Source organism: Variovorax sp. GW823-FHT02B07 (genome assembly GCF_058797695.1).
In genome coordinates, this window is the sequence record NZ_JBXAJX010000001.1 from 1,740,713 (window position 1) to 1,764,118 (window position 23,406).

General features: G+C 69.6%; 24 protein-coding genes. 12 read left to right on the plus strand and 12 right to left on the minus strand.

The window, feature by feature from the left end; genetic code table 11:
- Positions 1-10 precede the first annotated feature (10 nt).
- The 5 genes from AC1RGU_RS08130 (at position 11) to AC1RGU_RS08150 (ending at position 3,365) form a co-directional block, all read left to right on the plus strand.
- Complete coding sequence (locus tag AC1RGU_RS08130) at positions 11-580, plus strand: hypothetical protein (protein WP_492695889.1); 570 nt, start codon at positions 11-13, stop codon at positions 578-580.
- Between the two features lie 104 nt (positions 581-684).
- Positions 685-1,755 (plus strand): putative FMN-dependent luciferase-like monooxygenase, encoded by a 1,071-nt coding sequence (locus AC1RGU_RS08135; RefSeq protein ID WP_492695891.1) that lies wholly within the window; start codon positions 685-687, stop codon positions 1,753-1,755.
- Positions 1,756-1,767: 12 nt separating this feature from the next.
- Positions 1,768-2,391 (plus strand): CMD domain protein, encoded by a 624-nt coding sequence (locus AC1RGU_RS08140; RefSeq protein ID WP_492695893.1) that lies wholly within the window; start codon positions 1,768-1,770, stop codon positions 2,389-2,391.
- An 82-nt stretch (positions 2,392-2,473) separates the two neighbouring features.
- Positions 2,474-3,010 (plus strand): alkylhydroperoxidase domain protein, encoded by a 537-nt coding sequence (locus AC1RGU_RS08145; protein WP_492696448.1) that lies wholly within the window; start codon positions 2,474-2,476, stop codon positions 3,008-3,010.
- 94 nt (positions 3,011-3,104) lie between these two features.
- Positions 3,105-3,365 carry a hypothetical protein gene (locus AC1RGU_RS08150; protein ID WP_492695895.1) on the plus strand — a complete coding sequence of 87 codons (261 nt, stop codon included), beginning with the start codon at positions 3,105-3,107 and terminating at the stop codon, positions 3,363-3,365.
- Positions 3,366-3,456: 91 nt separating this feature from the next.
- Here the strand turns inward: AC1RGU_RS08150 and AC1RGU_RS08155 are convergent, their stop codons facing one another.
- The 3 genes from AC1RGU_RS08155 to AC1RGU_RS08165 form a co-directional block, all read right to left on the minus strand.
- Positions 3,457-4,191, minus strand: a complete 735-nt coding sequence (locus AC1RGU_RS08155) for an AP2 domain-containing protein (RefSeq protein ID WP_492695897.1) — start codon at positions 4,189-4,191, stop codon at positions 3,457-3,459.
- Between the two features lie 42 nt (positions 4,192-4,233).
- Positions 4,234-4,944, minus strand: coding sequence for a Crp/Fnr family transcriptional regulator (locus tag AC1RGU_RS08160; RefSeq protein ID WP_095745057.1), 711 nt, complete (start codon positions 4,942-4,944; stop codon positions 4,234-4,236).
- Positions 4,945-5,102: 158 nt separating this feature from the next.
- The gene (locus tag AC1RGU_RS08165) at positions 5,103-5,756 is read right to left on the minus strand and encodes a hypothetical protein (protein WP_240531412.1); all 654 of its coding nucleotides are present in this window, start codon (positions 5,754-5,756) and stop codon (positions 5,103-5,105) included.
- 384 nt (positions 5,757-6,140) lie between these two features.
- On the opposite strand from AC1RGU_RS08165, the gene AC1RGU_RS08170 reads away from it, so the two are divergent.
- Positions 6,141-7,166, plus strand: a complete 1,026-nt coding sequence (locus AC1RGU_RS08170) for an AraC family transcriptional regulator (RefSeq protein WP_157755034.1) — start codon at positions 6,141-6,143, stop codon at positions 7,164-7,166.
- A 291-nt stretch (positions 7,167-7,457) separates the two neighbouring features.
- Complete coding sequence (locus tag AC1RGU_RS08175; protein ID WP_492695900.1) at positions 7,458-8,246, plus strand: winged helix-turn-helix transcriptional regulator; 789 nt, start codon at positions 7,458-7,460, stop codon at positions 8,244-8,246.
- An 8-nt stretch (positions 8,247-8,254) separates the two neighbouring features.
- Here AC1RGU_RS08175 and AC1RGU_RS08180 read toward each other — a convergent pair whose 3' ends face one another.
- Entirely contained in the window at positions 8,255-8,620 is a 366-nt protein-coding gene (locus AC1RGU_RS08180) for a c-type cytochrome (protein ID WP_447743707.1), read from the minus strand.
- Positions 8,621-8,793: 173 nt separating this feature from the next.
- Here AC1RGU_RS08180 and AC1RGU_RS08185 point away from each other — a divergent pair, with 173 nt between their 5' ends.
- The gene (locus AC1RGU_RS08185) at positions 8,794-9,474 is read left to right on the plus strand and encodes a hypothetical protein (protein ID WP_492695903.1); all 681 of its coding nucleotides are present in this window, start codon (positions 8,794-8,796) and stop codon (positions 9,472-9,474) included.
- A 16-nt stretch (positions 9,475-9,490) separates the two neighbouring features.
- Here AC1RGU_RS08185 and AC1RGU_RS08190 read toward each other — a convergent pair whose 3' ends face one another.
- The 4 genes from AC1RGU_RS08190 to AC1RGU_RS08205 are packed head-to-tail and all read right to left on the minus strand — an operon-like array spanning position 9,491 to position 12,952.
- A complete protein-coding gene (locus tag AC1RGU_RS08190; protein ID WP_070060439.1) occupies positions 9,491-10,297 on the minus strand; it encodes a PPK2 family polyphosphate kinase in 807 nt (268 codons plus the stop codon).
- Positions 10,298-10,345: 48 nt separating this feature from the next.
- Complete coding sequence (locus AC1RGU_RS08195) at positions 10,346-10,813, minus strand: RNA-binding S4 domain-containing protein (protein WP_492696449.1); 468 nt, start codon at positions 10,811-10,813, stop codon at positions 10,346-10,348.
- A 19-nt stretch (positions 10,814-10,832) separates the two neighbouring features.
- Complete coding sequence (locus AC1RGU_RS08200; RefSeq protein WP_492695905.1) at positions 10,833-12,251, minus strand: sensor histidine kinase; 1,419 nt, start codon at positions 12,249-12,251, stop codon at positions 10,833-10,835.
- Positions 12,252-12,271: 20 nt separating this feature from the next.
- Complete coding sequence (locus AC1RGU_RS08205; RefSeq protein WP_062481159.1) at positions 12,272-12,952, minus strand: response regulator transcription factor; 681 nt, start codon at positions 12,950-12,952, stop codon at positions 12,272-12,274.
- Positions 12,953-13,084: 132 nt separating this feature from the next.
- On the opposite strand from AC1RGU_RS08205, the gene AC1RGU_RS08210 reads away from it, so the two are divergent.
- The 4 genes from AC1RGU_RS08210 (at position 13,085) to AC1RGU_RS08225 (ending at position 16,819) form a co-directional block, all read left to right on the plus strand.
- Positions 13,085-14,044, plus strand: a complete 960-nt coding sequence (locus AC1RGU_RS08210) for a Bug family tripartite tricarboxylate transporter substrate binding protein (protein ID WP_070060440.1) — start codon at positions 13,085-13,087, stop codon at positions 14,042-14,044.
- A 141-nt stretch (positions 14,045-14,185) separates the two neighbouring features.
- A complete protein-coding gene (locus AC1RGU_RS08215) occupies positions 14,186-14,737 on the plus strand; it encodes a tripartite tricarboxylate transporter TctB family protein (protein WP_062482508.1) in 552 nt (183 codons plus the stop codon).
- A gap of 15 nt (positions 14,738-14,752) precedes the next feature.
- Positions 14,753-16,276 carry a tripartite tricarboxylate transporter permease gene (locus AC1RGU_RS08220; protein ID WP_492695907.1) on the plus strand — a complete coding sequence of 508 codons (1,524 nt, stop codon included), beginning with the start codon at positions 14,753-14,755 and terminating at the stop codon, positions 16,274-16,276.
- A gap of 207 nt (positions 16,277-16,483) precedes the next feature.
- On the plus strand, positions 16,484-16,819 hold the full coding sequence (locus tag AC1RGU_RS08225; RefSeq protein WP_492695909.1) for a DMT family transporter: 336 nt from the start codon (positions 16,484-16,486) through the stop codon (positions 16,817-16,819).
- Positions 16,820-16,849: 30 nt separating this feature from the next.
- Here AC1RGU_RS08225 and AC1RGU_RS08230 read toward each other — a convergent pair whose 3' ends face one another.
- Genes AC1RGU_RS08230 through AC1RGU_RS08245 form a run of 4 tightly spaced genes read right to left on the minus strand, consistent with a single transcriptional unit; the run spans position 16,850 to position 23,368 of the window.
- Entirely contained in the window at positions 16,850-19,960 is a 3,111-nt protein-coding gene (locus tag AC1RGU_RS08230; protein WP_492695911.1) for an efflux RND transporter permease subunit, read from the minus strand.
- Between the two features lie 20 nt (positions 19,961-19,980).
- A complete protein-coding gene (locus tag AC1RGU_RS08235) occupies positions 19,981-21,165 on the minus strand; it encodes an efflux RND transporter periplasmic adaptor subunit (RefSeq protein WP_492695912.1) in 1,185 nt (394 codons plus the stop codon).
- Positions 21,162-22,655 (minus strand): efflux transporter outer membrane subunit, encoded by a 1,494-nt coding sequence (locus tag AC1RGU_RS08240; RefSeq protein WP_492695913.1) that lies wholly within the window; start codon positions 22,653-22,655, stop codon positions 21,162-21,164. The genes AC1RGU_RS08235 and AC1RGU_RS08240 overlap by 4 nt, the downstream gene beginning before the upstream one ends.
- On the minus strand, positions 22,652-23,368 hold the full coding sequence (locus AC1RGU_RS08245) for a TetR/AcrR family transcriptional regulator (protein ID WP_070060446.1): 717 nt from the start codon (positions 23,366-23,368) through the stop codon (positions 22,652-22,654). The genes AC1RGU_RS08240 and AC1RGU_RS08245 overlap by 4 nt, the downstream gene beginning before the upstream one ends.
- Positions 23,369-23,406 lie beyond the last annotated feature (38 nt).

Sequence of the window (23,406 nt, forward strand, 5' to 3'; positions counted from 1 at the left end):
GGTCCGCACCATGGCAAGCCTCTGGCCCTGGCTGGCGGTGGCGGGAATGGGCGTCCTGCACGGCCTGAACCCCACCACCGGCTGGATGTTCGCCGCCGCCTGGGGCCTGCGTTCGCACGACCGGGCGCAGGCGCTGCGGGCGCTGTGGCCGATCGGCGTCGGGCACGTCGCCTCGGTGGCGCTCGTGGTCGTTGCGGTGGCTTTCGGTCTGTCGATGGACCGGGGCCTGCTGCAGTGGCTGGCCGGCGGGTTGTTTGCGGTGGTCGCGCTCGTTCACCTGTCGGGGCGCCTGCCCGCCATGGCGCGTGCACCGGCGGGGCATGCGGGGCTGGCGCTGTGGTCTTTCATGATGTCCACCGCGCACGGCGCCGGGCTGATGCTGGTGCCGGCGCTGATCCCGCTGTGCATGGGCGATGCAGCGAAGGGCGCGATGAGTGGCTCGTTCGTGCCGGCGTTCGCGGCCGTCGCGCTCCACACGGCGGCGATGCTGGCCACCACCGGGTTGATGGCCGTCGCTGCCGGGGCGGGCGCGGGCTGGCTGCGGCGCTTCACACGGCGATCACCTGCGATGCCGCACTGAACGCGCGATGCGCGCAAAGCGCATAAGCAAACGCGAAAACCGGCGTTCCATTCGAGCGGCCTGCGGCGCAACACTCGAAGGCTCTCGACCCCACAGGCCTTCGGATGCCCGGTACCTTCACTTCCCCGCGCAAGCGGCTCGGCTTCTTCAGCCGGCTGCTCGACGATGCCCCCGCCGCCGAGCGCTACCGCCTCGTCACGGCGCAGATCGCCCACGCCGAGGCCTTCGGCTTCGATTCCGCGTGGGTGGCGCAGCACCATTTCCATGAGCACGAGGGCGGCCTGCCGTCGCCCTTCGTCTTCCTTGCCCACGTCGCCTCGCGCACGCGGCGCATCCGCCTGGGCACGGGCATCGTCACGCTGCCGCTGGAGAACGCGGTGCGCACGGCCGAGGACGCGATCGTGCTGGACCTGCTTTCGGGCGGCCGGCTCGAAGTGGGCGTCGGCACGGGCGGCACGCCGGCATCCTTCGCGGCCTTCGGGCTGGACAGCGACGACCGCGCGGCGCTGTTCGAGCGGCAGCTCGCCACGGTGCGCGAGGCCTGGGCCGGCCGGCCGCTGCCCGGCGGCGACACGCTGTACCCGGCGGGTGCACAACTGCTCGGCCGGCTCTGGCAGGCCACGTTCTCGGTGAGCGGCGGCACGCGCGCGGGCACGGCCGGCGACGGGCTGATGCTTTCGCGCACGCAGCCGCGTACCGCGCAGGCGCCCGATGCGCCGCTGGCCGATCTGCAGGACCCGATCATCGACGCCTACCTGGCCGCACTGCCGCCGGGCCGCACGCCGCGCATCGTGGGCTCGCGCAGCGTGTTCGTGGCGGACACCCGCAAGGAGGCGCTGCGCCTGGCCGAGGCCGGGCTGCGCCGCGCGGTGGTGCAAGCCGCCGCCACGGGGCAGATCGGCCTGGCCGACCGCGTCCGCACCGATGCGCCGCTCGAGCAGCTGATCGCCGCGTACGACGTGCATGTCGGCGCGCCCGACGACGTGATCGCCTCGCTGCGCGCCGACCGCACGCTCGCGCGCGTGACCGACCTCGTGTGCCAGGTGCATTCGGTCGATCCGCCGCACGCAGCCATCCTGCGTTCCATCGAACTGACCGCCACGGTCGTCGCACCGGCCCTGGGCTGGGCGCGCGACACGGGCGTGCCGGACCTTCAATCGCTTGCGCTTCTCTAGGCTGTTGCTTCCATGAATGCCGTTGTTTCTTCTTCTCCCGTTCCCGAGGCTGTCGACGTGATCGACCAGCTGGTGGGCATTGCGCCCGGCAGTGCGCTCGACCGCTTGCGCGCGCAGCGCGAGCAGGCGCGCACGCAGGCGCAGCAGAGCTACCTGGCGCTGTTCGCGCCGGCCGAGCCCGTGGCCGGTGACTTCGAGATCGCGGATCGCTTCGCCATCGCAGCCTTCGTCGCCGGATTGCACGGGCAGCCCGAGGTGGCGCGCCTCTATGCCGAGGCCTTGGTGGAGCAGGGCGTGGCGAGGGCCATCGAGGCCGAGGTTGCACGCGGTGCCGTGCAAGGGCCGTATGGCCGCTATCCGGAAGGTCCGCTCAGCGTGGAAGACGCGGCCGGCCCGGTCTACGCCGTCGATGCGGCGCAGCGCGCGGTGCTGGGCGAACGGCTGTCGGCCGGCCTTGCGCATGCGCACCTGCTGGTCTTTCACCCGCGCGACGCCAGCCCGGCCGCGCTGCAGGCGCTGCTCGATGCGGGATGGCGCACCACGGAGATCGTCACCTTGTCGCAACTGGTGGCGTTCCTCGCGTTCCAGATCCGCGTCGTCATCGGCCTGCGCGCGCTGGCCACCCCTTCTGCATGAGCGCCCCATGAGCACCGAATCGACCCTGACCCATCCCGGCAACACACACCCGCGCAGCTTCACGTAGGCGCAGCTCGAATGGCTGCCCTGGCTCGAACCGCTGCCCGAAGACGAACTGACCGAGCGCCACTACGCGGGCCTCGTCGACGCCTCGCGCGCCAAGTCGCCGTACTTCCGCCTGCTGGCGCGCGACCCCGACATCCTCGGTGCGCGCACGCGCACCGACAAGGACATCTTCTACAACCCCGAGGCCGGCCTGCCGCGTGCCGAGCGCGAGCTCTCGGCCGCCGCGGCCTCGCGCTTCAACGGCTGCATCTACTGCGCCTCGGTGCACGCGCGTTTTGCCTCGCATTTCTCGCAGCGGACGGACGACGTGCAGCGCCTGCTCGACGAGGGCGTGCAGGCCGACCTGGGCGCGCGCTGGAATGCGATCGTGCAGGCCTCGGTCGCGCTGTCGGCCACGCCGTCGACCTTCGGGCCCGCGCACGTCGACGCCTTGCGCGCGCAGGGGCTGGACGACCTGGCGATTGCCGATGTCGTGCATGGCGCGGCCTTCTTCAACTGGGCCAACCGGTTGATGCTGTCGCTGGGCGAGCCGCAGGAGCCTGCTGCCGCCTAGGCGCGGATCACCGCGCGCAGATTTGTTGCGGCGGCAAGTGAGCGGGATCACAGTCGGGCGTGCGGCGTGCCCGTCGGTCGGCACGATGACCCGCATGCACACCGACGCTCCTGGGTACGCAACGACACGCCACGGCCGCGCGCCCGCGCCCGGACCGTCTTTCGGCAATCCCTTCCTCCGCTGCCGATGCGGACTGGCCGGGCTGGAGCGCATCCACCGCCGGCCATGGATGAAGTTCCTGCCCGGCCTGCGCTTCTATCGCTGCAGCAGTTGCGGCAAGCCCCAACTGGCGCCGAAGCGCGCGGTGCGCGATGCGGTCATTGCGCACAGGAGCGAGCAGCAGAACCAGCGCTAGCTGGTGTGGTGTCCCGCAAATAACCGGGCATGAAATCGCGCTTTTCACGCCAGGGCGGCGTTGCAAATCCTCGCCAGGACGCTGCTGGCGCTCAGGCGTCGTCGCCCGACGTCTTCGCCTGCAACTGCTGCTGGCGTTCGGCAATCGCCATGTCGCGCGCCACGTCGTAGCCGAGCGTGCGCACCGAGAACGAGCGGCTCACGCTGCCCTTGCCCGCCGTGTAGGTGATCGCCACCCAGTAGCCGGGATGGCCCGCGCGCGGCGTCTTGAACTGCACGCCGCTGACGCCGCTCGTGTTGTTGCGTCGCACGATCTCCGACTTCGAGCGCTTGGGCGGCAGCGCCGCTTCGTCGTCGGGCGGCGGGCGCCGGCGGATGGCTTCTTCGGCGGGGTGCAGCCGCGCGAGGCCGACCATGCGGCCGAGCTGGCGTTGCCGCTCGCCGCTGGCATGCGCGCGGGCCGCGGGGCCCCAGTCGGCCAGGTCGAATTCGGCGCGCAGGATTTCCTCATTGCCGAGGTAGGTCTTGGCCAGCCAGGCCACCGGCTTGCCTTGTGCGGACAAGCGGCTGAAGACGCCGGGCTCGCCCGTCTTGTTGTTGCTGCGCAGGGTCTGCGCGCGTTCCTTGCGCGCGACCGGCGGATGCTCCTTCACGATGGTGTCGCGCCAGGCCTGGGCACGGCGCAGCGCCTGCTGCGGGCCGCCGTAGCTGGCGTGGCCGAAGAGGCGCGCGTAGCGCACGCCGTTTCGAACGAGCGACACCTCGAAGCCCCAGGGGCGGGGCGAAATGCCATACATGTCGACGGGGTTCGGAATTCCTTTGGGCATCGTCGGTGCTGTCCTTGTGTCAGGGCCGATGAAGGCGGCGTGTCATGGCGCTTCGGGGCTGTCGCCGTTCCAGGCACAGAGCTCGTCGGAGAGCTCGTGGGCGTCCGGCGGCAGGCTGCCGAAATCGGTCGAGGCGAAGGTCGGCGGCACGTGCACGCCCTGGTCGTCGCGGCGCACCAGCCCGCGGCTTTCCATGTCGCGCATGGTCTTGTTGACGACCTCGCGCGAGAGCCCCGAGTACGACGCGATCACCGCCTGCGTGATGCGCTTGTCGTAGCCGCCCGTGGCGGCCGGTGCCAGCTGCGTCAGCTCGTGCAGCACGCGGCTCACGAGGCTTTCGGACGACAGCGACGAGATGCGGCGCAGCTGCCCGCGCACCATGGCGACGCGCTTCATCGCGATCTCCAGCAGGCCCATGGTCACCTCGGGGTACAGCGCGCACAGCCGGCGCACCGCGGCCACCGGCAGGTGGTAGACCGACGAGGGCAGGGCGGCCACCAGCGTCGAGGTTGCCTGGTAGCTGTTCTCGCCCAGCGAGGGGCCGAGGAAGAAATCGCCCCGGCGGATGAAGTCGGTCGTCACGTCCCGGTCGACCGCGCGCAGCAGGCCCGTGGCCACGCAGTAGATGCGGTCGGTGTGCGTGTCCGCCTGCAGCACGATCTCGTTGCGCCGGTAGGAATGCAGCGCGCTGCTGCGAATCAAGGCGGCGCGCTCGTCGGGCGGCACGCTGGCGATCAGGGGATGGAGATACATGGCCAAGGGGGTTGCGAGACCATCGGCGGTTCGTTCTCATGGGCGAATCCACGGGCGGCGGTCAAGGAACAGGACGGTGCGGCGCCCCCGGGGCGACTCGCCATCGGGCGCCCCTTCGCCGGGCCGGGCTGCGACGGGCTGAAGACGGCAAGGCCATCTCAGCCGGGCTGGAGCTGCGCGAACAGCGTGTCGATCCGGGCCCGTTCCTCGGCGCCTCGCAGACAGCGCTCGCGCAGCCACAGGGCATCTCCCTGCCGCGCGATGCGCAGGTCGTACACGTGCTCGATGTCGTCCACCACGACGTCGCTCGCAGGCCGCCCCCTGGCCGTCGGCGCGGGATGCGGTTGTGCGGCCCACAGTGCCAGTTCGATCTCGGCCGGGCTCATCGGCCCGCTGTCGCGCAGTGCGATCCAGTCGGCATGCAGCTGCGGCTGCGCGGCGATGCCCTTCACGAGGATCGGCTCGCGCCCGAGCGCGGCCAGCAGGTCGTCCAGCCGCGCGTGGCGGGTTCGCAGCAGAAAGCAGTCGTCGCGCAGGCAGCTCAGGTCGGTGTCGCCCGACGGCGGGAAGGCCGCGAAGAGCCGGCGCCGGATCTCGCGGCTCACGCCCGCCGCCACCTCCGGGCCGTCGGTGTCGGCCAGTTGCGCCAGGTTGGCGATGAAGACCAGCGCACACACCCGGTCCGCCGGCGGCGGGGGAGAAGCAGGCCGCACCACTTCGGCATCGCGGCGCAGCGCTGGCAGGCAGGACGCCAGCGCTGCGCGCCATCGCGTGCCGAAAGGTTCGAGTTCCGTGAAAAACAAGGCAGCCATTTCATCCCCAGTAGAGAGAGTTCCGGTTGACGTTCGATCCGAAGGAATGCTACGAATCGCGCCCTTCTTTGACATTCGCTTTCGCGGCGCGGATGTGTCGCGAGTCACATCCGGATGCAATTGCCCGCCGCGAGCGCCGGCCGAAGGGCGAAGCGGGCCCGGACCGGCCCGACGACCGGCGATCGGCAAGGCGTGGAACCGTGGCTTGCGCCGGTGGGCGCGGTGCGTCATCCCCCCGAACACCCGGGCTGTTATCTCTGTTATCGTTTGTAAAAATTATCCGAGGTCCACGCGGACCTGTCAGGAAAAAAATCGGGAGTTCCCGTTCGTGACCCGCGGCTTCTGGCGTGGCGCCGGCTGCATGGAGGAAGAGGGGCGTGCCGCATGTCCGACACCGACAGTCGCATCCAGCGCTTTCACACCGGCATGGTGTCGCGCAAAGACGGGTTCGCCTTCTGGGCCGACGAGATCGGCCCGCACGTGGGGCGGCTGGACAGCCCCGAGCGCAGCCACTTCCAGCAGGAACTCACCATCGTCGACACGGCCGGGATGGCCTTCATGCGGGTGCACGGCAGCGGCGCGACCATCGAGCGCACGGGGCCGAGCCAGCTCATGGGCGCCGAGGTCTATCCCTATCACCTGCTGATCAAGCTCGACGGCGGCCTGGCCATCAGCGAGCAGCGCCAGCGCATCGAACTGGCTGCGGGCGACATGGTCCTGATCGACTCCTGGCAGCCGCTGCGCCTGCGCTCGACCGAGGCCACCAACTCATGGACGCTGGGCCTGTCGGAAGCGGTGGTGAATCGCTGGCTGCCGCATGCGGACCAGTCCACCGACCTGCGGCTGGCCGGCGCCAAGGGCTGGGCCGGGATGCTGTCGGGCTACCTGCGGGCGCTGGACGTGGAGCACCTGTGCAGCATCCAGAGCCCCGCGCAGCGCCAGCTGCTCGGTGAGCACCTGATGTCGATGCTGTCGTTCTCGCTGGAACAGAACGGGCTGAGGGCGCAGCCGGGTGCGCTGGGCGAGCGCGTGTCGCCGCGCGACGGCGACCTGCACGCCCGCATGCGGGCCTGGATTCGCGAGCACCACGCCGACACCGAGATCGATGCGCAGAAGCTGGCTGCCAGCTTCAACGTGTCGGTGCGCTACGTGCACAAGGTGTTCGCCAAGGCCGGCCGCGGCATGACCTTTCTCGAGACCCTGCAGAACGACCGGCTCGAGGCCGCGGCCCGCATGCTGCGCAGCCCCGAGGGGGCGCGCAGGTTCGTCGCCCAGGTCGCCTACGACTGCGGCTTTGCGGACCCGGCCTACTTCGGCCTGGTCTTCCGCAAGAAGTACGGCTGCACGCCGCGCACTTTTGCCCTGCAGCAGGGGCAGGCCGCGGCAGACGGCACGTTGCTCGTCAGCTGACCGGCGCGCCGCCGGCCCGGCCGCCCTGGCCGGTGGATGGGTGCATGGCGTGGCCGCCGTGCCCGATCCTCATATTTCTGTTCTCTTCATTCATACCTGTGAAATTTATTTGGGAATAGATTCACTTCCCAAGGAATTGCGCCGGCTGGAAATGCATTCGTAAAAAAATGCGTCTGCCTTCAACAATTCAGAGCAATTTATTCCTGAAGGGTTGAATGATGAAAGTCGATTTCCCCGCCAACGGGGCAAAAATAGAAGTTTGTGACGCCACGGTGTGCAAGGTAATTTTCAATGTTTGAGCAAAACTCCCCGCACATTGCAGTGTTGGACCCCTCTCCCCGAACGCGGTGGCACGCCAGTCGTGCCGTCAAGATGCTGGGTTATACGCCCGTCGCATTTGCGCGTGTCGACGAATTGATTTCGCAGGTGGCGCCAAGCGGTAATTTCGAGGCGCTGCTGCTTTCAATTCCGTCGGCGCCCGACGACGTGCAAAAACTCGTGGGTCAGGTGCGTGAAACGCTGCGCTACCACACGCCATTGATCATGAGCGCGCGCAAGCGGCAGATCCGCGGGTTGTCGCTGTTGCATGCCGGCCCCGACGACGCCGTGCTGCCGGAGCCGTCGACCTTCGAGGAGATGTACTTCATGCTCGAATTCTTCCTGCGCCAGCGCAACCGGCCGGTGGTGCCGCGCAGCCTCGACTGGCAGGAATTCAGCCTGTTGTCGCCGTTCGACATGGTCGATGTGGCCGGCACCGAGATTCGCCTGACGCCGATCGAGTTCGACCTCGCGGCCGAATTCTTCCGCCACATGAACCGGCCGCTGGACCGGGAGCACCTGGAAATGATCGGCTGGCAAAGCGGCGTGGCCGCCGGTTCGCGCACGCTGGACGCCAACGTGTCGAAGCTGCGCCGCAAGCTCGGGTTGTATGTCGACCAGCCGCACGGCCTGTCGCTGCACGCGGTGTGGGGCATGGGCTATCAATTGAGCCAGCTGGGCAAGCGCGAGGCGCCCGGCACCTGGACGTTCCCGGCGGATTTCCGGGTGGCGTCGGCCGCGCCGTCGCAGCTGTCGACCTGAGCGGCGATTCAGCGCGCGGGTGTCTGCTGCTGTTGCGGCTGCGCCAGCACCCAGCGCGCGAGCACCTGCGCGTCGGCCTCCGACACCAGCGACTGGCGCGGCATGATCACGCGGCCCCAGGTGCCGACGCTGCCGTTGCGGATCTTGTCGGCCAGACGTGCCGGTGCGGCGGCGTCGCCGCGGTAGCGCTCGGCGATCTGCGCGAAGCCCGGCCCGACCTGCTTGTGCACCAGGCCGTGGCAGGCCATGCAGGCGTTCTTGCGGGCCAGGTCGACAGCGGAAAGTTGCGGCTGCTGGGCTGCGGCACCGAAGGATGCGGCGGCGAGTGCGATCGAGAGAAAGTGGGGAGCGGAAAGCCGGGGAATACAGGGCATGGAGGGGAAACCGGGGAGGGGTGAAAACTGTACCTTGCCCTGTCGCAGACCCCGGATCGCCGCCCGAATGCCCCGTCTGGAGGTCGTCTCTCATTCGCGACAAGTCGATTCAAGAGTAACTATATGTATGGTTAAATCCCTCGCAACTACCGCGAAGAGGACGAGGGATTCCCATGAAGCTGCCGCTCAGCATTGCATTGGCCACCGTGGTTCTGGCCGGATGCGCCAGCGCACCGCCGCCCGGGCCCGGCCAGGGCACCGGCATGTCGTACGTGCCGATGGTGGCCATGGAAGGCGTGGACAAGGTGCGCTACGACAGCGACGTGGCCGACTGCCGCACGGCCGCCACCCGCATCACCGCGCGCAGCGAATCGGGTGACGCCATGTGGGCCGCGCTGGGCCTGGGCCTGATCACGGTGCACGGCCAGGGCATCGTCGCCGCGGCCTCGTACACCGGCATCAGCGCTGCCGTCATCGACTGGAACACCCGCCCCAGCAGCGCGCTGATCGCCGAGCACCAGCAGATCGCCATCGTCCACTGCATGGCCAAGCGCGGCTACCGGAACCTCGATCCGAACGTGCAGGACACGTTCTACGGCAACACCTTCAACCCCGTGCTCGCCCTCAAGCCGCGCCGTACGGGCATCGACACCTACAACGTCGAGCGCCTGGCCAAGGCCGGCCGCTGCAACGTGCAGCCGCGCGCCGAGCTGACGGCCAAGGGCCCGGGCTACGAGAGCTACAGCGTGCCGTGCACCACCGGTGTGGCCTGGGCCGTGCGCTGCGAGTTCGGCAACTGCCGCGTGCTGGCGCAGACGCCGATGCGCCCGGCGGCGCCCGTGCGCCGCTCCTGAGCCGGCCCCTCCGGGCTCACTTCACGACCATGCCCTTGAGCGCCGGGTCGGGCGGCGGGGCCTTCAGCTTCATGTCGCGCAGCGTCTTCACGAGCAGCTGCGCGATCATCATGTTGCGGTGCCGCTTGCTGTTGGCCGGAATCACGTGCCACGGCGCGTGGTCGCTCGAGGTGGCGGCCAGCGCGTTCTGATAGGCCTTCTGGTAGTCGGCCCACTTGGTGCGCACCTCGAGGTCGCCCATGCTGAACTTCCATTGCTTGCCGGGCGTGTCGATGCGGGCCTGCAGCCGTTCGCGCTGCTCGTCCTTGTCGATGTGCAGCATGCACTTGACGACGACGGTGCCGGTCTCGGTGAGCAGCCGCTCGAAATCGTTGATCTGCGCATAGCGGCGGCGGGCCTCGTCGCCGTCGATCCAGCCTTCGACCACGGGCACGAGCACGTCCTCGTAGTGGCTGCGGTTCCACACCATGATCTCGCCGGTGCGCGGTACGGCGGCGTGGCAGCGCCAGAGGTAGTCGTGCGCGCGTTCATCCTCGCTCGGTGCCTTGAAGGCCGTCACCCGCACGCCCAGCGGCGAGGTGCGCGAGAACACCCAGCGCACCGTGCCGTCCTTGCCGCTGGTGTCCATGCCCTGCAGCACCAGCAGCACCTTGCGCCGGCCTTCGGCGTGCAGCACGTCCTGCAGTTCGTCGAGCTCGACGGCCAGGGTGTCGAGCTCGGCACGCTGGGCCGACTCGTCACCCGTGAGAAAGGGCGAATCGTCGGGGTCGATGCGCGAGAGCTTGAACTTGCTGCCGACGCGGTACTTCTTGAACTTGGACATCTGCGGACGCTCCGTCAAAAAAGAAACGAAGCCCGCAGGGTACGCGAATCAGCGTTGCGGGCGACCGCGCGGAGGCGGGTGGTCGTCGTCGCCGTTGCTTTCGTCGATCGATGCGCTCCAGCGGTTGTCCCACTCGGCCTGGTGGCGCACGCCGTCGATCTCGCGCCGGTCGCGCTTGGTCGGGCGGCCCTGCTCGATGGCCAGGGCCGGCTCGCTGCCCATGCGGCGCTGCTCGCGGAAGGCGGCCTGCGCCGCCAGGCTCTCGGGCGTTTCCTCGTACAGCTGCTGGGCCGCGGGCGCCGGGCCGCGCTGGCCGCTGAGGCCGCGCACGGTCACGGTCCGCGTGAGCGGGCCCAGGCGCATCGCGACCGTGTCGCCGGCCTTGACCTCGCGCGAGGCCTTGGCGACCTCGCCGTTCACCTGGATGCGGTTCTTGCCGATTTCGTCCGCGGCCAGCGAGCGGGTCTTGAAGAAGCGGGCGGCCCAGAGCCACTTGTCGATGCGCAGACGGTCCATGAAGGTCGGAAAAGAAAGGTCAGCCATTGTGGCGCGACAGCGGCAGCCGCACCACGGCGTCGAGCCCGGTCACGCGATCGGCGCCGCCGGGGTTGGGTACCGTGCGGTTGTCGAGGCTGATGCGTCCACCCAGCGCCAACACGATCTCGCGGCAGATCGCCAGGCCCAGGCCCGAGCCGCTGGCGGTGTTGCCGGCCGAGAAGGGCGCGAACAGGCGCTGGCGCAGCTCGGCGGAAATGCCCGGGCCGTCGTCGCGCACGGTGAGCACGGCCTCGTCGCCCTCGGCGTGCACGCGCACCGAGAGCGGCGCGCCGGCGGGGCTGTGCTTGATGGCGTTGTGCAGCAGGTTGCGCGTGAGCTCCTGCAGCATCCACTGGTGCGCGCGCACGGTCACGGCGTCGTCGGCGGCCAGCTCGAAATCGAGCGCCTTGTCGGCCACCAGCGGCGACAGGTCGAGCGCGATGTGGCGCACCACGTCGCCCAGGTCGAGCAGCGCCGACTCGGGCTGCTGGCGCAGCTGCTCCACCTTGGCCAGCGACAGCATCTGGTTGGCCAGCGTGGTGGCGCGTTCGACGGTCTGGCTGATCTCGATCAGCGCCTGCTCGGGCGCCACGTCGCCGCGGCGCGCCGACTGCACCTGCGCCTTCAGCACCGCCAGCGGCGTGCGCAGCTGGTGGGCGCTGTCGCGCACGAAGCGCTTCTGGTGATCGAGCAGGCGCTGCAGCCGGCCCATGACCTCGGTGGTGGCGTCGATCAGCGGGCGCAGCTCGGCCGGGGCGCCGGGCGCGTCGATGGGCGAGAGGTCGTCTTCGGGGCGCCGCTCGATGGCTTCGCCGAGTTCGCGCACCGGCCGCGTGGCGCGCTGCACGACGACGACGGTGACCAGCGCGATCACGCCCATCAGCAGCAGCTGGCGCCAGAGCATGTCGAGCAGCAGCTTGCGCACGAGTGTCTCGCGCAGCTCCAGCGTCTCGGCCACCTGCACCACGGCCATGCCACGGCCGCGCGCGCTGGCCACCGGCTGCAGCATCACGGCGACGCGCACCGGCTGGCCGCGGAACTCGGCGTCGTAGAAATCGACCAGCGCCGCATACGCCCCGCGGTCGGGGATGCGCCCGCGCCAGAACGGCAGTTCGGCGAAGCCCGAGACCATCTCGCCGTCGAGCGCCGAGACGCGGTAGAACAGGCGGCTGCGGTTGTCGGCCTCGAAGGCCTCGAGCGCGGAGTAGGGCACGATCGCGCGCAGCCGCGCCATGTCGTCGTAGCCTTCCACGTCGAGCTGCTCGCCGATGGTCTTGGCCGAGGCCAGCAGCGTGCGGTCGTAGGCGGTGGTGGCGGCCGCCAGGCTCTGGCGGTACAGGCTCACGCTGTTGATCACGACGAACACCGCCACCGGCACCAGAATGCCGAGCAGGAGCCGCGCGCGCAGGGACGACATCGTGCGCCGCAGGGCCGCCCTCAAGTCTCGGCCCGCAGGAGATAGCCCAGGCCGCGCATCGTCATCAGCACCGTGCCGGTGCCCACCAGCTTCTTGCGCAGGCGGTACACGACCACCTCGATGGCCTCGTACTGCACCTCGGATTCGCCCGGGAACACCAGCTCGAACAGGCGCTCCTTGGTGACCGCGTGGCCGGGTTTCATCATCAGCGCCTTGAGCAGCGCGAGCTCGCGCGGCGTGAGCTCGAGCAGTTCCGAGCGGTGGTAGACGGCGCCGTTGTCGGGCTCGAAGCGCAGGCTGCCGACCTCCAGCGGGTTCAGCGTGGGGTCGGGCCCCGCGCTCAGGCTGCGCCGGCGCAGCGCGCGGATGCGGGCCTCGAGCTCGTCCAGGTCGAAGGGCTTGGGCAGGTAGTCGTCCGCGCCGGCGTTCAGGCCCATGATGCGGTCGCCCACCGTGCCACGCGCGGTCAGCAGCAGCACCGGCGTGCGCAGGCCCTCGGCGCGCGCCTGGGCCAGCACCTGCAGGCCGTCGACGTGCGGCAGGCTCAGGTCGAGCGCGACCACGTCGGGCTCGACGGCGCGCCACTGCGCGATCGCCTGCGCGCCGTCGCCGCAGATGCGCACGTCGATGCGGCGGCGCCCGAGGGTGCGCTGCAGGGTGATTTGCATCGAGGGGTCGTCTTCGACGAGCAGCAGCTTCATACGGGCAGGGGTCGGTACTTCGGTGTTTTCCCCAGTCTGGTGGACAGCCAACTGACAGCGGGGCGGCGCATGATAGCGGCTCAGGTCCAAGTCAGGTTCCATCCGTTCCCAAGTTCTCAGGAGACACCAACGATGCGTCGCGATACCTTTTTGAAGTCCCTGGCCGCACTGGCCGCTGCCGGCGCCTTGCCGCTGTCGGCGCGCGCTGCCGCCAACGTCAAGATGATGATCCCGGCCAACCCGGGTGGCGGCTGGGACACCACCGGCCGCGCGCTGGGCAAGGCCCTGACCGACGCCAAGGTGGCCGACACCGTCGCCTACGACAACAAGGGCGGTGCCGCCGGTGCGCTGGGTCTGGCCCAGTTCGTCAACGGCTCCAAGGGCGACGCCAACGCGCTGATGGTCATGGGCTCGGTCATGCTGGGCGGCATCATCACCGGCAAGCCGCCGGTCAACCTGTCGCAGGCCACGCCCATCGCGCGCCTGACCACCGAATACAACGTGTTCGTGCTGCCGTCGAACTCGCCCTTCAAGACCATGAAGGACGTGGTCGAGCAGCTCAAGAAAGACCCGGGCAGCGTCAAGTGGGGCGGCGGTTCGCGCGGCTCCACCGAGCACATCGCGGCGGCCATGATCGCGCAGAAGGTCGGCGCCGATCCGTCCAAGATCAACTACGTGGCCTTCCGCGGAGGCGGTGAGGCCACCGCCGCCATCCTGGGCGGCAACGTCACCATCGGCGGCAGCGGCTACAGCGAGTTCGCCGAGTACATCGCCGCCGGCAAGATGAAACCCATTGCTGTCACCTCCGCCCAGCGCCTGCCGGGCATCAACGTGCCGACCCTGAAGGAACAGGGCATCGACGTCGAGATCGGCAACTGGCGCGGCGTGTACGGCGCGCCCGGCATCTCGGCTGAGCAGCGCAAGGCCCTGACCGACATGGTGCTGGCCGCGCTCAAGAGCCCGTCGTGGGCCGAGTCGCTCAAGAAGAACGACTGGACGCCGGCCGTGCTGTCGGGTGACGCGTTCGCCAAGTTCGTCGACGACGACTTCGCCAGCCTGCGCGCGATCATGGCCAAGTCCGGCATGGTCTGAATTTGGCTCGCCCCCAGGCTGCGCGCACTTCGTGTCGCTGCGCCAACCCCCTTCCGGGGGCAACACCTGCGGCCTGGCAGAGCCGGCTTGCGGTGTTTCTGGAAGGGGCCTTCTTTTTCCCCACGACTGCGGGAGCAAAAAATGACAACTCCAGAATCCTCGGTCTCACATTCCGCTGAGGCCACCTCCGGCGCGGCCCGCTGGCCGCAATACGTCGTCGGCCTCGGCGTGCTGCTGACCGGCGCCGCGCTGGCCTTCGGCGCCATCGGCATTTCTTCCGAAGCCGGCTATGGCGGCGTCGGCCCCAACTTCCTGCCCTGGATGGTCTCGATCGTCCTGATGGTCTGCGGCGCGTGGATCACCTGGGAGGCGTTCAGCGGCGGTTTCCGCGAGCTCGACGCGCCCTCCGGCGCCGACACCGCCTACTGGCCCGGCTTCATCTGGGTGGCGGCGGGCCTGCTGCTCAATGCGGCGCTCATCACCAGCATCGGCTTCATCCTGAGCTGCGCGCTGTGCTACCTGCTGGCCGTGCAGGGCCTGCGCCGCGCCGCCGGGCAGGCCAAGGTCAACGCACCGGCCACCTGGGTCACCGACTTGGTGACGGGCCTGGCGATCTCGGCCCCGGTCTTCTGGATGTTCACCAAGTTCCTGGCCATCAGCCTGCCGGGTCTCACCAGCACCGGCTGGATCTGAGCGGAGCCACGCCAAATGGATATCTTCAACGCACTGATGACCGGCTTCGCGGCCGCGATCACCCCCATCAACCTGCTGTGGTGCCTCATCGGCTGTGCCCTGGGCACGGCGGTGGGCGTGCTGCCCGGCATCGGCCCCGCCGTGGCGGTGGCCATGCTGCTGCCGATCACCGGCAAGGTCGACATCACGGCCTCGATGATCTTCTTCTCGGGCATCTACTACGGCGCCATGTACGGCGGCTCGACCACCTCGATCCTGCTGAACACGCCCGGCGAAACCGCCAGCATGGTCACGGCGATGGAAGGCAACAAGATGGCCAAGAGCGGCCGCGCGGGCGCCGCGCTCGCCACCGCCGCCATCGGCTCCTTCGTGGCCGGCACCATCGCCACCGTGGTCGTCACGCTGTTCGCGCCCTTCGTGGCCGACTACGCCGTGCGCCTGGCGGCGCCCGAGTATTTCCTGCTGATGCTGCTGGCCTTCACCACCGTGAGCGCGGTGCTCGGCAAGAGCACGCTGCGCGGCATGACGGCGTTGTTCGTCGGCCTGGCCATCGGCTGCGTGGGCCTGGACCAGATCACCGGCCAGGGCCGCTACACCGGCAACATGCCCGAGCTGCTCGACGGCATCGAGATCGTGCTGGTGGCGGTGGGCCTGTTTGCGGTGGCCGAGGTGCTGTACGCCGTGCTGTACGAAGGCCGCGTGGTCGAGGGCCAGAACAAGCTGACCCGCGTGCACATGACCGGTCGCGACTGGAAGCGTTCCATTCCCGCCTGGCTGCGCGGCGCGGCCATCGGCACGCCCTTCGGCTGCATTCCGGCCGGCGGCACCGAGATCCCGACCTTCCTGAGCTACGCGACCGAGAAGAAGCTCGCGAAAGACCCGCAGAACAAGGCCGAGTTCGGCACCACCGGCGCCATCGAAGGCGTGGCCGGCCCCGAGGCCGCCAACAATGCCACCGTGACCGCCGCGCTGATTCCGCTGCTCACGCTGGGCATCCCCACGTCGAACACCACGGCCATCATGCTGGGCGCGTTCCAGAACTACGGCATCCAGCCGGGCCCGCAGCTGTTCACCACCTCGGCCGCGCTGGTCTGGGCGCTGATCGCTTCGCTGTACATCGGCAACCTGATGCTGCTGGTGCTCAACCTGCCGATGGTCGGCCTGTGGGTGAAGCTGCTCAAGATCCCGAAGCCGCAGCTGTACGCCGGCATCCTGATCTTCGCGACCGTCGGTGCGTACGGCATGCGCCAGAACACCTTCGACCTGTTCCTGCTGTTCGGCATCGGCCTGCTGGGCGTGGTGATGCGGCGCTTCGACTTCCCGACCGCCCCCGTGGTGGTCGGCATGATCCTCGGGCCGCTCGCCGAAGCCAACCTGCGCAACGCCATCGCCATGGGGCAGGGCAGCCCGATCGTGTTCTTCCAGCGCCCCGAGTCGATCGTGGTGATCGTCGCCATCGTCGCCGTGCTGGTGCTGCCGCGCCTGGCCAAGCGCATGAGCGAACGCAAGCTGAAGCGGCTGGCGCAGCTGGACGCCTGACGCGATCGACTTTCTTTTTCGGTTCACATGCCGCGGGCGATTGGCGCCCGCGGCATTTTTTTGAATGCGCCTGCGGCGCCAAGGGGCTTGACTGCGCAGTCATCACCGCGTCGCCGCATGTCCCCAGAATGGCGGCTTCGTTCGGGGTACCGCTTGCATCGCCCGCATTCCATGCCCGGTACGGCAGGGGTGTGACGAGGTATTCCCATGAAGAGTCCCCAGACTCTGGCCTGGCTGCTGCTTGCGGCCAGCGCGGCGGCGGAAGTCGCCGGCACCATCGCCCTTCGCCATGCCGAAGGCTTCACCCGCCTGTTGCCATCGCTGCTCACCGCCGCCTGCTATGCCGGCGCGATCTGGCTCATGTCGCTCGCGGTGCGCGAACTGGATGTGGGGCTGGGCTACGCGGTCTGGGCCGGTGCCGGCACTGCGCTGATCGCGGTCGCCGGCATGGTCTGGTTCGGTGAAGCGGTCACGCTGACCCGCGTGGTCGGCCTGTTGGCCATCGTGGCAGGCGTGGTGGTGCTGAACATCGAGGCGCGGTAGCGGGTTCACCGCTGCCCGCGCTCGGAGGTCTCAGCGCTGCGGCGCCTCGATCAGGTCGTCGTCGATGTGCGGATCGGCCGGCTGCCCGCGCACTTTGCGCACAGTGCGACGGATCCAGTGCTCGATGTCGTCCACGTAGGTGAACACGGCCGGCACCACCAGCAGGCTCAGCACCGTCGAAGTGATCAGCCCGCCGATCACCGCCATCGCCATCGGCGAGCGGAAGCTCGAGTCGGCGGTGCCGAAGCCCACGGCAATGGGCAGCATGCCGGCGCCCATGGCGAGCGTGGTCATGATGATGGGCCGCGCGCGCTTGTGGCAGGCGTCGCGCAGCGCGTCCCAGCGGCTCATGCCGTGGTCGCGGCGCGCCACGATGGCGTACTCCACCAGAAGGATCGAGTTCTTCGTGGCGATGCCCATCAGCATGATCAGGCCGATCAGCGAAGGCATCGACAGCGCCTTTTGCCCGATCAAGAGGCCCACGAAAGCCCCACCCAGTGCGAGCGGCAGCGCGCACAGGATGGTCACCGGGTGCAGGAAGTCCTTGAACAGCAGCACCAGCACGATGTAGATGCACAGCACACCGGTGAGCATGGCCAGGCCGAAGCTGGCGAACAGCTCGGTCATCACTTCGGCGTCGCCCACCTCGGCGATGCGCACACCCGGCGGCAGCTTCTGGATCGAGGGCAGTGCCTCGACCGCGGTCTTGGCGTCGCCCAGGCCCACGCCCGACAGCTCGATCTCGAAGTTGACGTTGCGCGAACGGTCGTAGCGGTCGATGACGGCCGGGCCGCCTTCCATCGTGAGCGAGGCCACCTGGCTCAGCATGACGGGACCGCGGGCGCCCGGCACCGACAGGCGCCCGATCAGGTCGAGGTCCTGCCGTGCCGAGTCTTCGAGCTTCACCACGATCGGCACCTGCCGCTGCGCGAGGTTGAGCTTGGCCAGCGCCTGGTCGTAGTCGCCCAGCGTGGCCACGCGCAGCGTCTCGGCGATGGCCGAGCTGGTCACGCCCAGGTCGGCGGCGCGCGCGAAGTCGGGGCGCACGGCGATCTCGGGGCGGATCAGGCTCGCGGTCGAGGTGATGTTGCCCAGGCCGGGAATGGTGCGCAGGTCTTTCTCGACCGCGCTCGCGGCCGCCGACAGCGCCACCGGGTCTTCGCCCGTGAGCACCAGGATGTACTTCTCGCCCGAGCCGCCCAGGCCCACGGTGCTGCGCACGCCGGGCAGGGTTTCGAGCGCGGTGCGGATCTCTTTCTCGATCACCTGCTTGCGCGGCCGGTCGCCGCGCGGGTCGAGCTGGATCGTCAGCGTGGCCTTGCGCGTCTCGGGCGTGCCGAAGTTCGCGAACGGGTCACCGCCCGCGCTGCCGCCCGCCACCGTGGTGTAGACGCTCTTCACGTGGTTGATCTGCATCACGCGGCGGCGCGTTTCCTCGGCCGCGGCCGTGGTCTGCGCCAGCGTGGAGCCCGGCGGCAGCGACAGGTAGACCTGCGTCTGCGAGTTGTCGTCGGCCGGGATGAAGCCGGTCTTGAGCAGCGGAATCATCGCCAGCGAGCCAAAGAAGAAGAGGGTGGCCATCACCATCGTCTTGAAACGGTTGTGCGTGCTCCACGTCACGGCGCGCATGTACCAGCGCAGCCAGCCCGGCTCCTTTTCGGCGCCGACGATGGGCTTGAGGATGTAGGCCGCCATCATCGGCGTGAGCACCCGTGCCACCACCAGCGAGGCGAACACCGCGAGCGAGGCGGTCCAGCCGAACTGCTTGAAGAACTTGCCGGCCACGCCGCTCATGAAGGCCGTGGGCAGGAACACGGCAATGAGCGTGAAGGTGGTGGCGATCACGGCCAGGCCGATTTCATCCGCCGCCTCCATGGCCGCCTGGTAGGGCGACTTGCCCATGCGCAGGTGGCGCACGATGTTCTCGACCTCCACGATGGCGTCGTCCACCAGGATGCCGACCACCAGCGAGAGCGCGAGCAGCGAGATCACGTTGACCGAGAAGCCCAGCAGGTACATGCCGACGAAGGCCGGAATCACCGACATCGGCAGCGCCACGGCCGAGACGAAGGTGGCGCGCCAGTCGCGCAGGAAGAGCCACACCACGATCACCGCGAGGATGGCGCCCTCGTACAGCAGGTGCAGCGAGCCGTCGTACTCTTCTTCCACCGGGTCGACGAAGTTGAAGGCCTCGGTCAGCTCGATGTCGGGGCGCTGCACGCGCAGGTCGGCCAGCGCCTTTTGAATGGCACGGCCCACTTCGACCTCGCTGGCGCCACGGCTGCGGGCCACCTCGAAGCCCACCACCGGCTTGCCGTTGAGCAGCGCGGCGGCGCGCGGCTCGGCGATGGTGTCGCTGATGCGCGCCACCTGGTCCAGGCGGATGCGGCGGCCGTCGCTCAGCGCGATCTGCATGTCGGCGAGCTGGTCGGCCGACTGCACGGTGGCCATGGTGCGCACCGGCTGTTCGCTGCCGCCCAGGTCGATGCGCCCGCCCGCGCTCTCGGTCTGCACCTGGCGCAGCTGGCGCGAGATGTCGGCCGCCGAGGCGCCCAGCGCCTGCAGCTTGGCCGGGTCGAGGTCGATGTGCACCTGGCGCGTGACGCCGCCCACGCGGTTCACCGCGCCCACGCCGGGCAGCGCGAGCAGCTTCTTGGTGATGTCGTTGTCCACGAACCAGCTCAGCGCCTCGTTGTCCATGCGCGACGAGGCGATGGTGAAGGCCAGCACCGGCTGGGCCGCGAAGTCGAGCTTGGTGACGACCGGGTCGCGCACGTCGGCGGGCAGGTCGGCGCGCACCTTCTGCACGGCCGAGCGCACGTCGTCCACGGCCTCCTGCACGGGCTTCTCGAGGCGGAACTCGACGATCAGCGTGGCAGCGCCGTCCTGCACCTTGGTCGTGATGTGCTTCAGGCCCTGGATGGTGGCGATGGAGTTCTCGAGCTTGCGCGCGACGTCGGTCTCCAGCTGCGAGGGCGCGGCGCCCGGCAGCGAGGCCGAGACGGTGACGGTCGGCAGGTCGATGTCCGGGAAGTTCTGCACCTTCATGGCGTTGAACGACAGCAGCCCCCCGAAGGTGAGCAGCACGAACAGCATCACCGCCGGAATGGGGTTGCGTATGGACCAGGCGGAAACGTTCATGGCGTGTTCCTTGTGTTGGCTTATTTAGGCGAAGGGGCGGATGCCCCCGCCTTCGCCGGGGTGGCGGACGCGGCTGCTGCGGGCGTGGCGTCCACCACGCGCACCAGGTCGCCGTCGTTGAGGAAGCCCGCGCCCTGCACCACGATCTGCACGCCCTCGGGCAGGGCGCTGGTGATCTCCACGCGGTCCTTCAGGCGGCGGCCGGTCTGCACCTTGAGCTGCGCCACGCGGCCGTCGGGCAGCAGCGTGAAGACGTTGTTGAAGCCGTCGCGCGGCACGATCGCGCTTTGCGGCACGGTCGGCGCGGAGCTGCGGCCGAGCTCGAAGTCGCCGCGCGCGAACATGCCGGCCTTCACGCCGGTGTTCTGCTGCACGTTGGGCAGGTCGACATAGACCAGCGCCGCGCGCGTCTGCGGATCGACCGTGGGCGCGATGCTGCGCACCGTGCCCTTCACCTGCGCGCCGCTGGCGCTGACCACGAAGGCCGGCGTGCCCACGGCGACGCGGCCCAGCTCGGCCGAGGTGACTTCGGCGCGCCATTCGAGCCGGCCCTGGCGGATCAGGCGGAACAGCTCGGTGCCGGCGCCCACCACGCTGCCGACCGTGGCGGTGCGCGCGGAGATCACACCGTCGTCGGGTGCCAGCACCTGCGTGTTGCGCCCGCGCACCTGCTGCGCGGCCAGCACGGCCTCGGCCGCCTCGGCGCGCGCCTTGGCCGTCTGCTCGGTGGTCTGGTACTGGTTGATCTGCTGCTGGCTCAGCGCGCCCGTGGCCTGCAGCGTGCGGGCGCGCGCGGCGTTGCCGGCGGCGTCGGCGGCCGAGGCGCGGGCTTCGGCCAGCGAGGCGCGCGCCTGCGCGATGTCGGCCTGCACCGTCTCGGGCGAGAACACCGCGAGCACCTGGCCCTTCTTCACGGTGTCGCCCACGTTGACGCGCACCTCGGCCAGCTTCAGGCCGTTCGATTCGGAGCCGATCACGGCCTCCTGCCAGGCCGCCACGTTGCCGTTGGCGGCCAGCGTGACGGTCAGCTCGGTGGCCTCGGGCCTGGCGACCGAAACGGTCAGCGCCGGCCGCTGGGCGGGGCCTTTCGCGGCGGGTGCCGCCTTGTCGTCGGCCGGCTTGCGGGTGAGCCACAGGCCTGCGCCAACGACGACGATCAGCGCCAGCAGCGCGAGGACAAGGGTGGAACGCTTCATTGTTTTCATGGCGACGTCGCGACCTTGGCGGCCGGGGTGGTGGTCATTGGGGACGATGCTTCGGCGGGGCGGCTCCAGCCGCCGCCCATCGAGCGGTACAGCGAAACCCAGGCTTCGGTGCTCTCGCGCTGCAGCGAGACGCGCGCGGTCTGCGCGGCGAACAGCGTGCGCCGCGAGTCCTCGAGCTCGAACAGGCTGGCCAGGCCGCTGCTGTAGCGGGCCTGGGTGGCGTCGAACGAGGCCTGGTAGTTCTTCACCGCGCTGTCGGCGTCGGTGCTGCGCGCGGTGGTGGCGTCGAGGTTCACCAGGGCTTCCTCGACCTCGCGCACCGCCTGGCGCACGTTGGCGCGGTAGAGCGACACGGCCTCGGTGTAGCGCGCCTTGGCCGCCTCGGCGTTGGCCGCGCGCGCGCCGCCGTCGAGCAGCGGCACGGTGAGCGACAGCGGCCCGACCGTCCAGGTGTCGAGCGATTCGCGAAAGCCGCTGGTGCGGATCTGCATGCGGCCGATCGAGCCCGAGAGCGTGAGCTTGGGGTAGCGCTCGGCCTCGGCCGAGCCCACCTCGGCGCTGGCCGAGGCCACGCCGAGTTCGGCCGCGTACACGTCGGGCCGCTGCGAGAGCGCCTGCGCCGGCACGCTGGCGATGGCGCCGACCACCGGCAGCGCGCGCTGCGTGGGCGAGGCCGCGAGCTTCTGCGCCAGCGTGGGTTCGTCGAGCCCGCTGAGCGCGACCAGCGCCTTGCGCTGCACCGCGCACAGGGCGCGCTGTTGCGTGAGGCGGCCGGAGGCGTCGGAGGCGCTGGCACGCGCGAGTGCCGCATCGGCTGGCGCGGTGAAGCCGGCGCGTGCCGACAGGTCGGTGAGCCGCGCCGTTTCGCCGCGCGACTTCGCATCGGACTCGGACACGTTCAACTGCTGTTGGCAGGCGCGCTCGGCGAAGTAGGCGTTGGCCGTTTCGGCCGCCACGGCCACGCGGGCGTCGTGCCACTTGGCGGTGGCGCTGTCCAGCTTCTGCTGGGCCGCATCGCGGTCGGCACGCAGGCGGCCGAACAGGTCGATCTCCCACTTCGACTGCAGGCCGGCCTGCAGCGTGGTGACCGGCGCGGCGGCGGCGCTGCTGCTGCCACTCGAAGAACCGCCCGATCCGAACGACGAGCCCGAAACTCCGCGGCTGGCCGACGCCGTGCCGTCCAGGCTGGGCAGCAGCGCCGCGCCGGCCTGCACGCGCGTGGAACGCGCCTCGGTCACGCGCGCCGCGGCGCTGGCAAGGTTGGGGCTGGCGGTTTCGGCGGCGGCGATCAGTTCGACCAGCAGCGGGTCGTCGAGCTGGCGCCACCACTCGGCCAGCGCGGCCAGCGAGCCGCCGTGGGGCAGGGGCGCGTGCCATTGCGCGGGGAAGGGCGCCTGCACCGAAGCGGGCGGGCGCGTCAGGCCGCAGCCGGCAAGGCCGAGGCCCAGCGGCAGGCTCAGAACAAGGGCAATCCGTCGGAGTCGTCTCATGGCTTCTTTCTCTGCTCGGCGGCCACCTGGCGGCGGCGTGCGGTTTCGGCCTGGACCAGCGCCATCGCGTAGCCCGTGAGTCGGTCGGCCCAGGTGTCGATGGCGCGCGGCGTGCGCAGCAGCGACGGGCGCAGGGCCTCGATGAAATCCTGGCTCACGTACAGCTGCATCGACAGCCCGGTGATCGCGAAGGTCAGGCGGTGGATGTCGTCGTCGGCGCGCTCCACCTGCAGGTGGCGGCACAGCAGCTCGACGATGGCGCGGTGCGGGCCCTTGATGTCGCGCTCCAGTTCCTTGGCCCACTGGCTGGTGGGCTCCAGCATCTCGCGCATGTGCAGCTGGATGCACTGGCGCACGATCTCGCCCTGCTTGAGCGGATCGATCATGGCCGCCATGCAGATGCGCAGCGTGGCTTCGAGCGACTGGCCGGGCACGTTGCAGGCGGCCACCAGGTCGTTCGAATCGCTGCCCATCGGCTCGTTGAAGGTGGCGGAGTACAGCCCCTCCTTGTCGCCGAAGTAGTAGCTGATGGCCGAGACGTTCACGCCGGCCTCGCGCGCGATCTCGCGGATCGAGGTCTTGGCGAAACCGTTCTGGGCGAACAGCCGCAGCGCGGTGTGCAGCAGGCGGTGGCGCGCCTCGGCGCCGTCGCTGCGCGGGGCGCGGCGCGGCGAGGGCACGGGCGTTGGCGTGAGGGGGTCCCTGGCGTTCATCGGCGCGATTAGAGCATGATTGAAATCAAACGATTGAT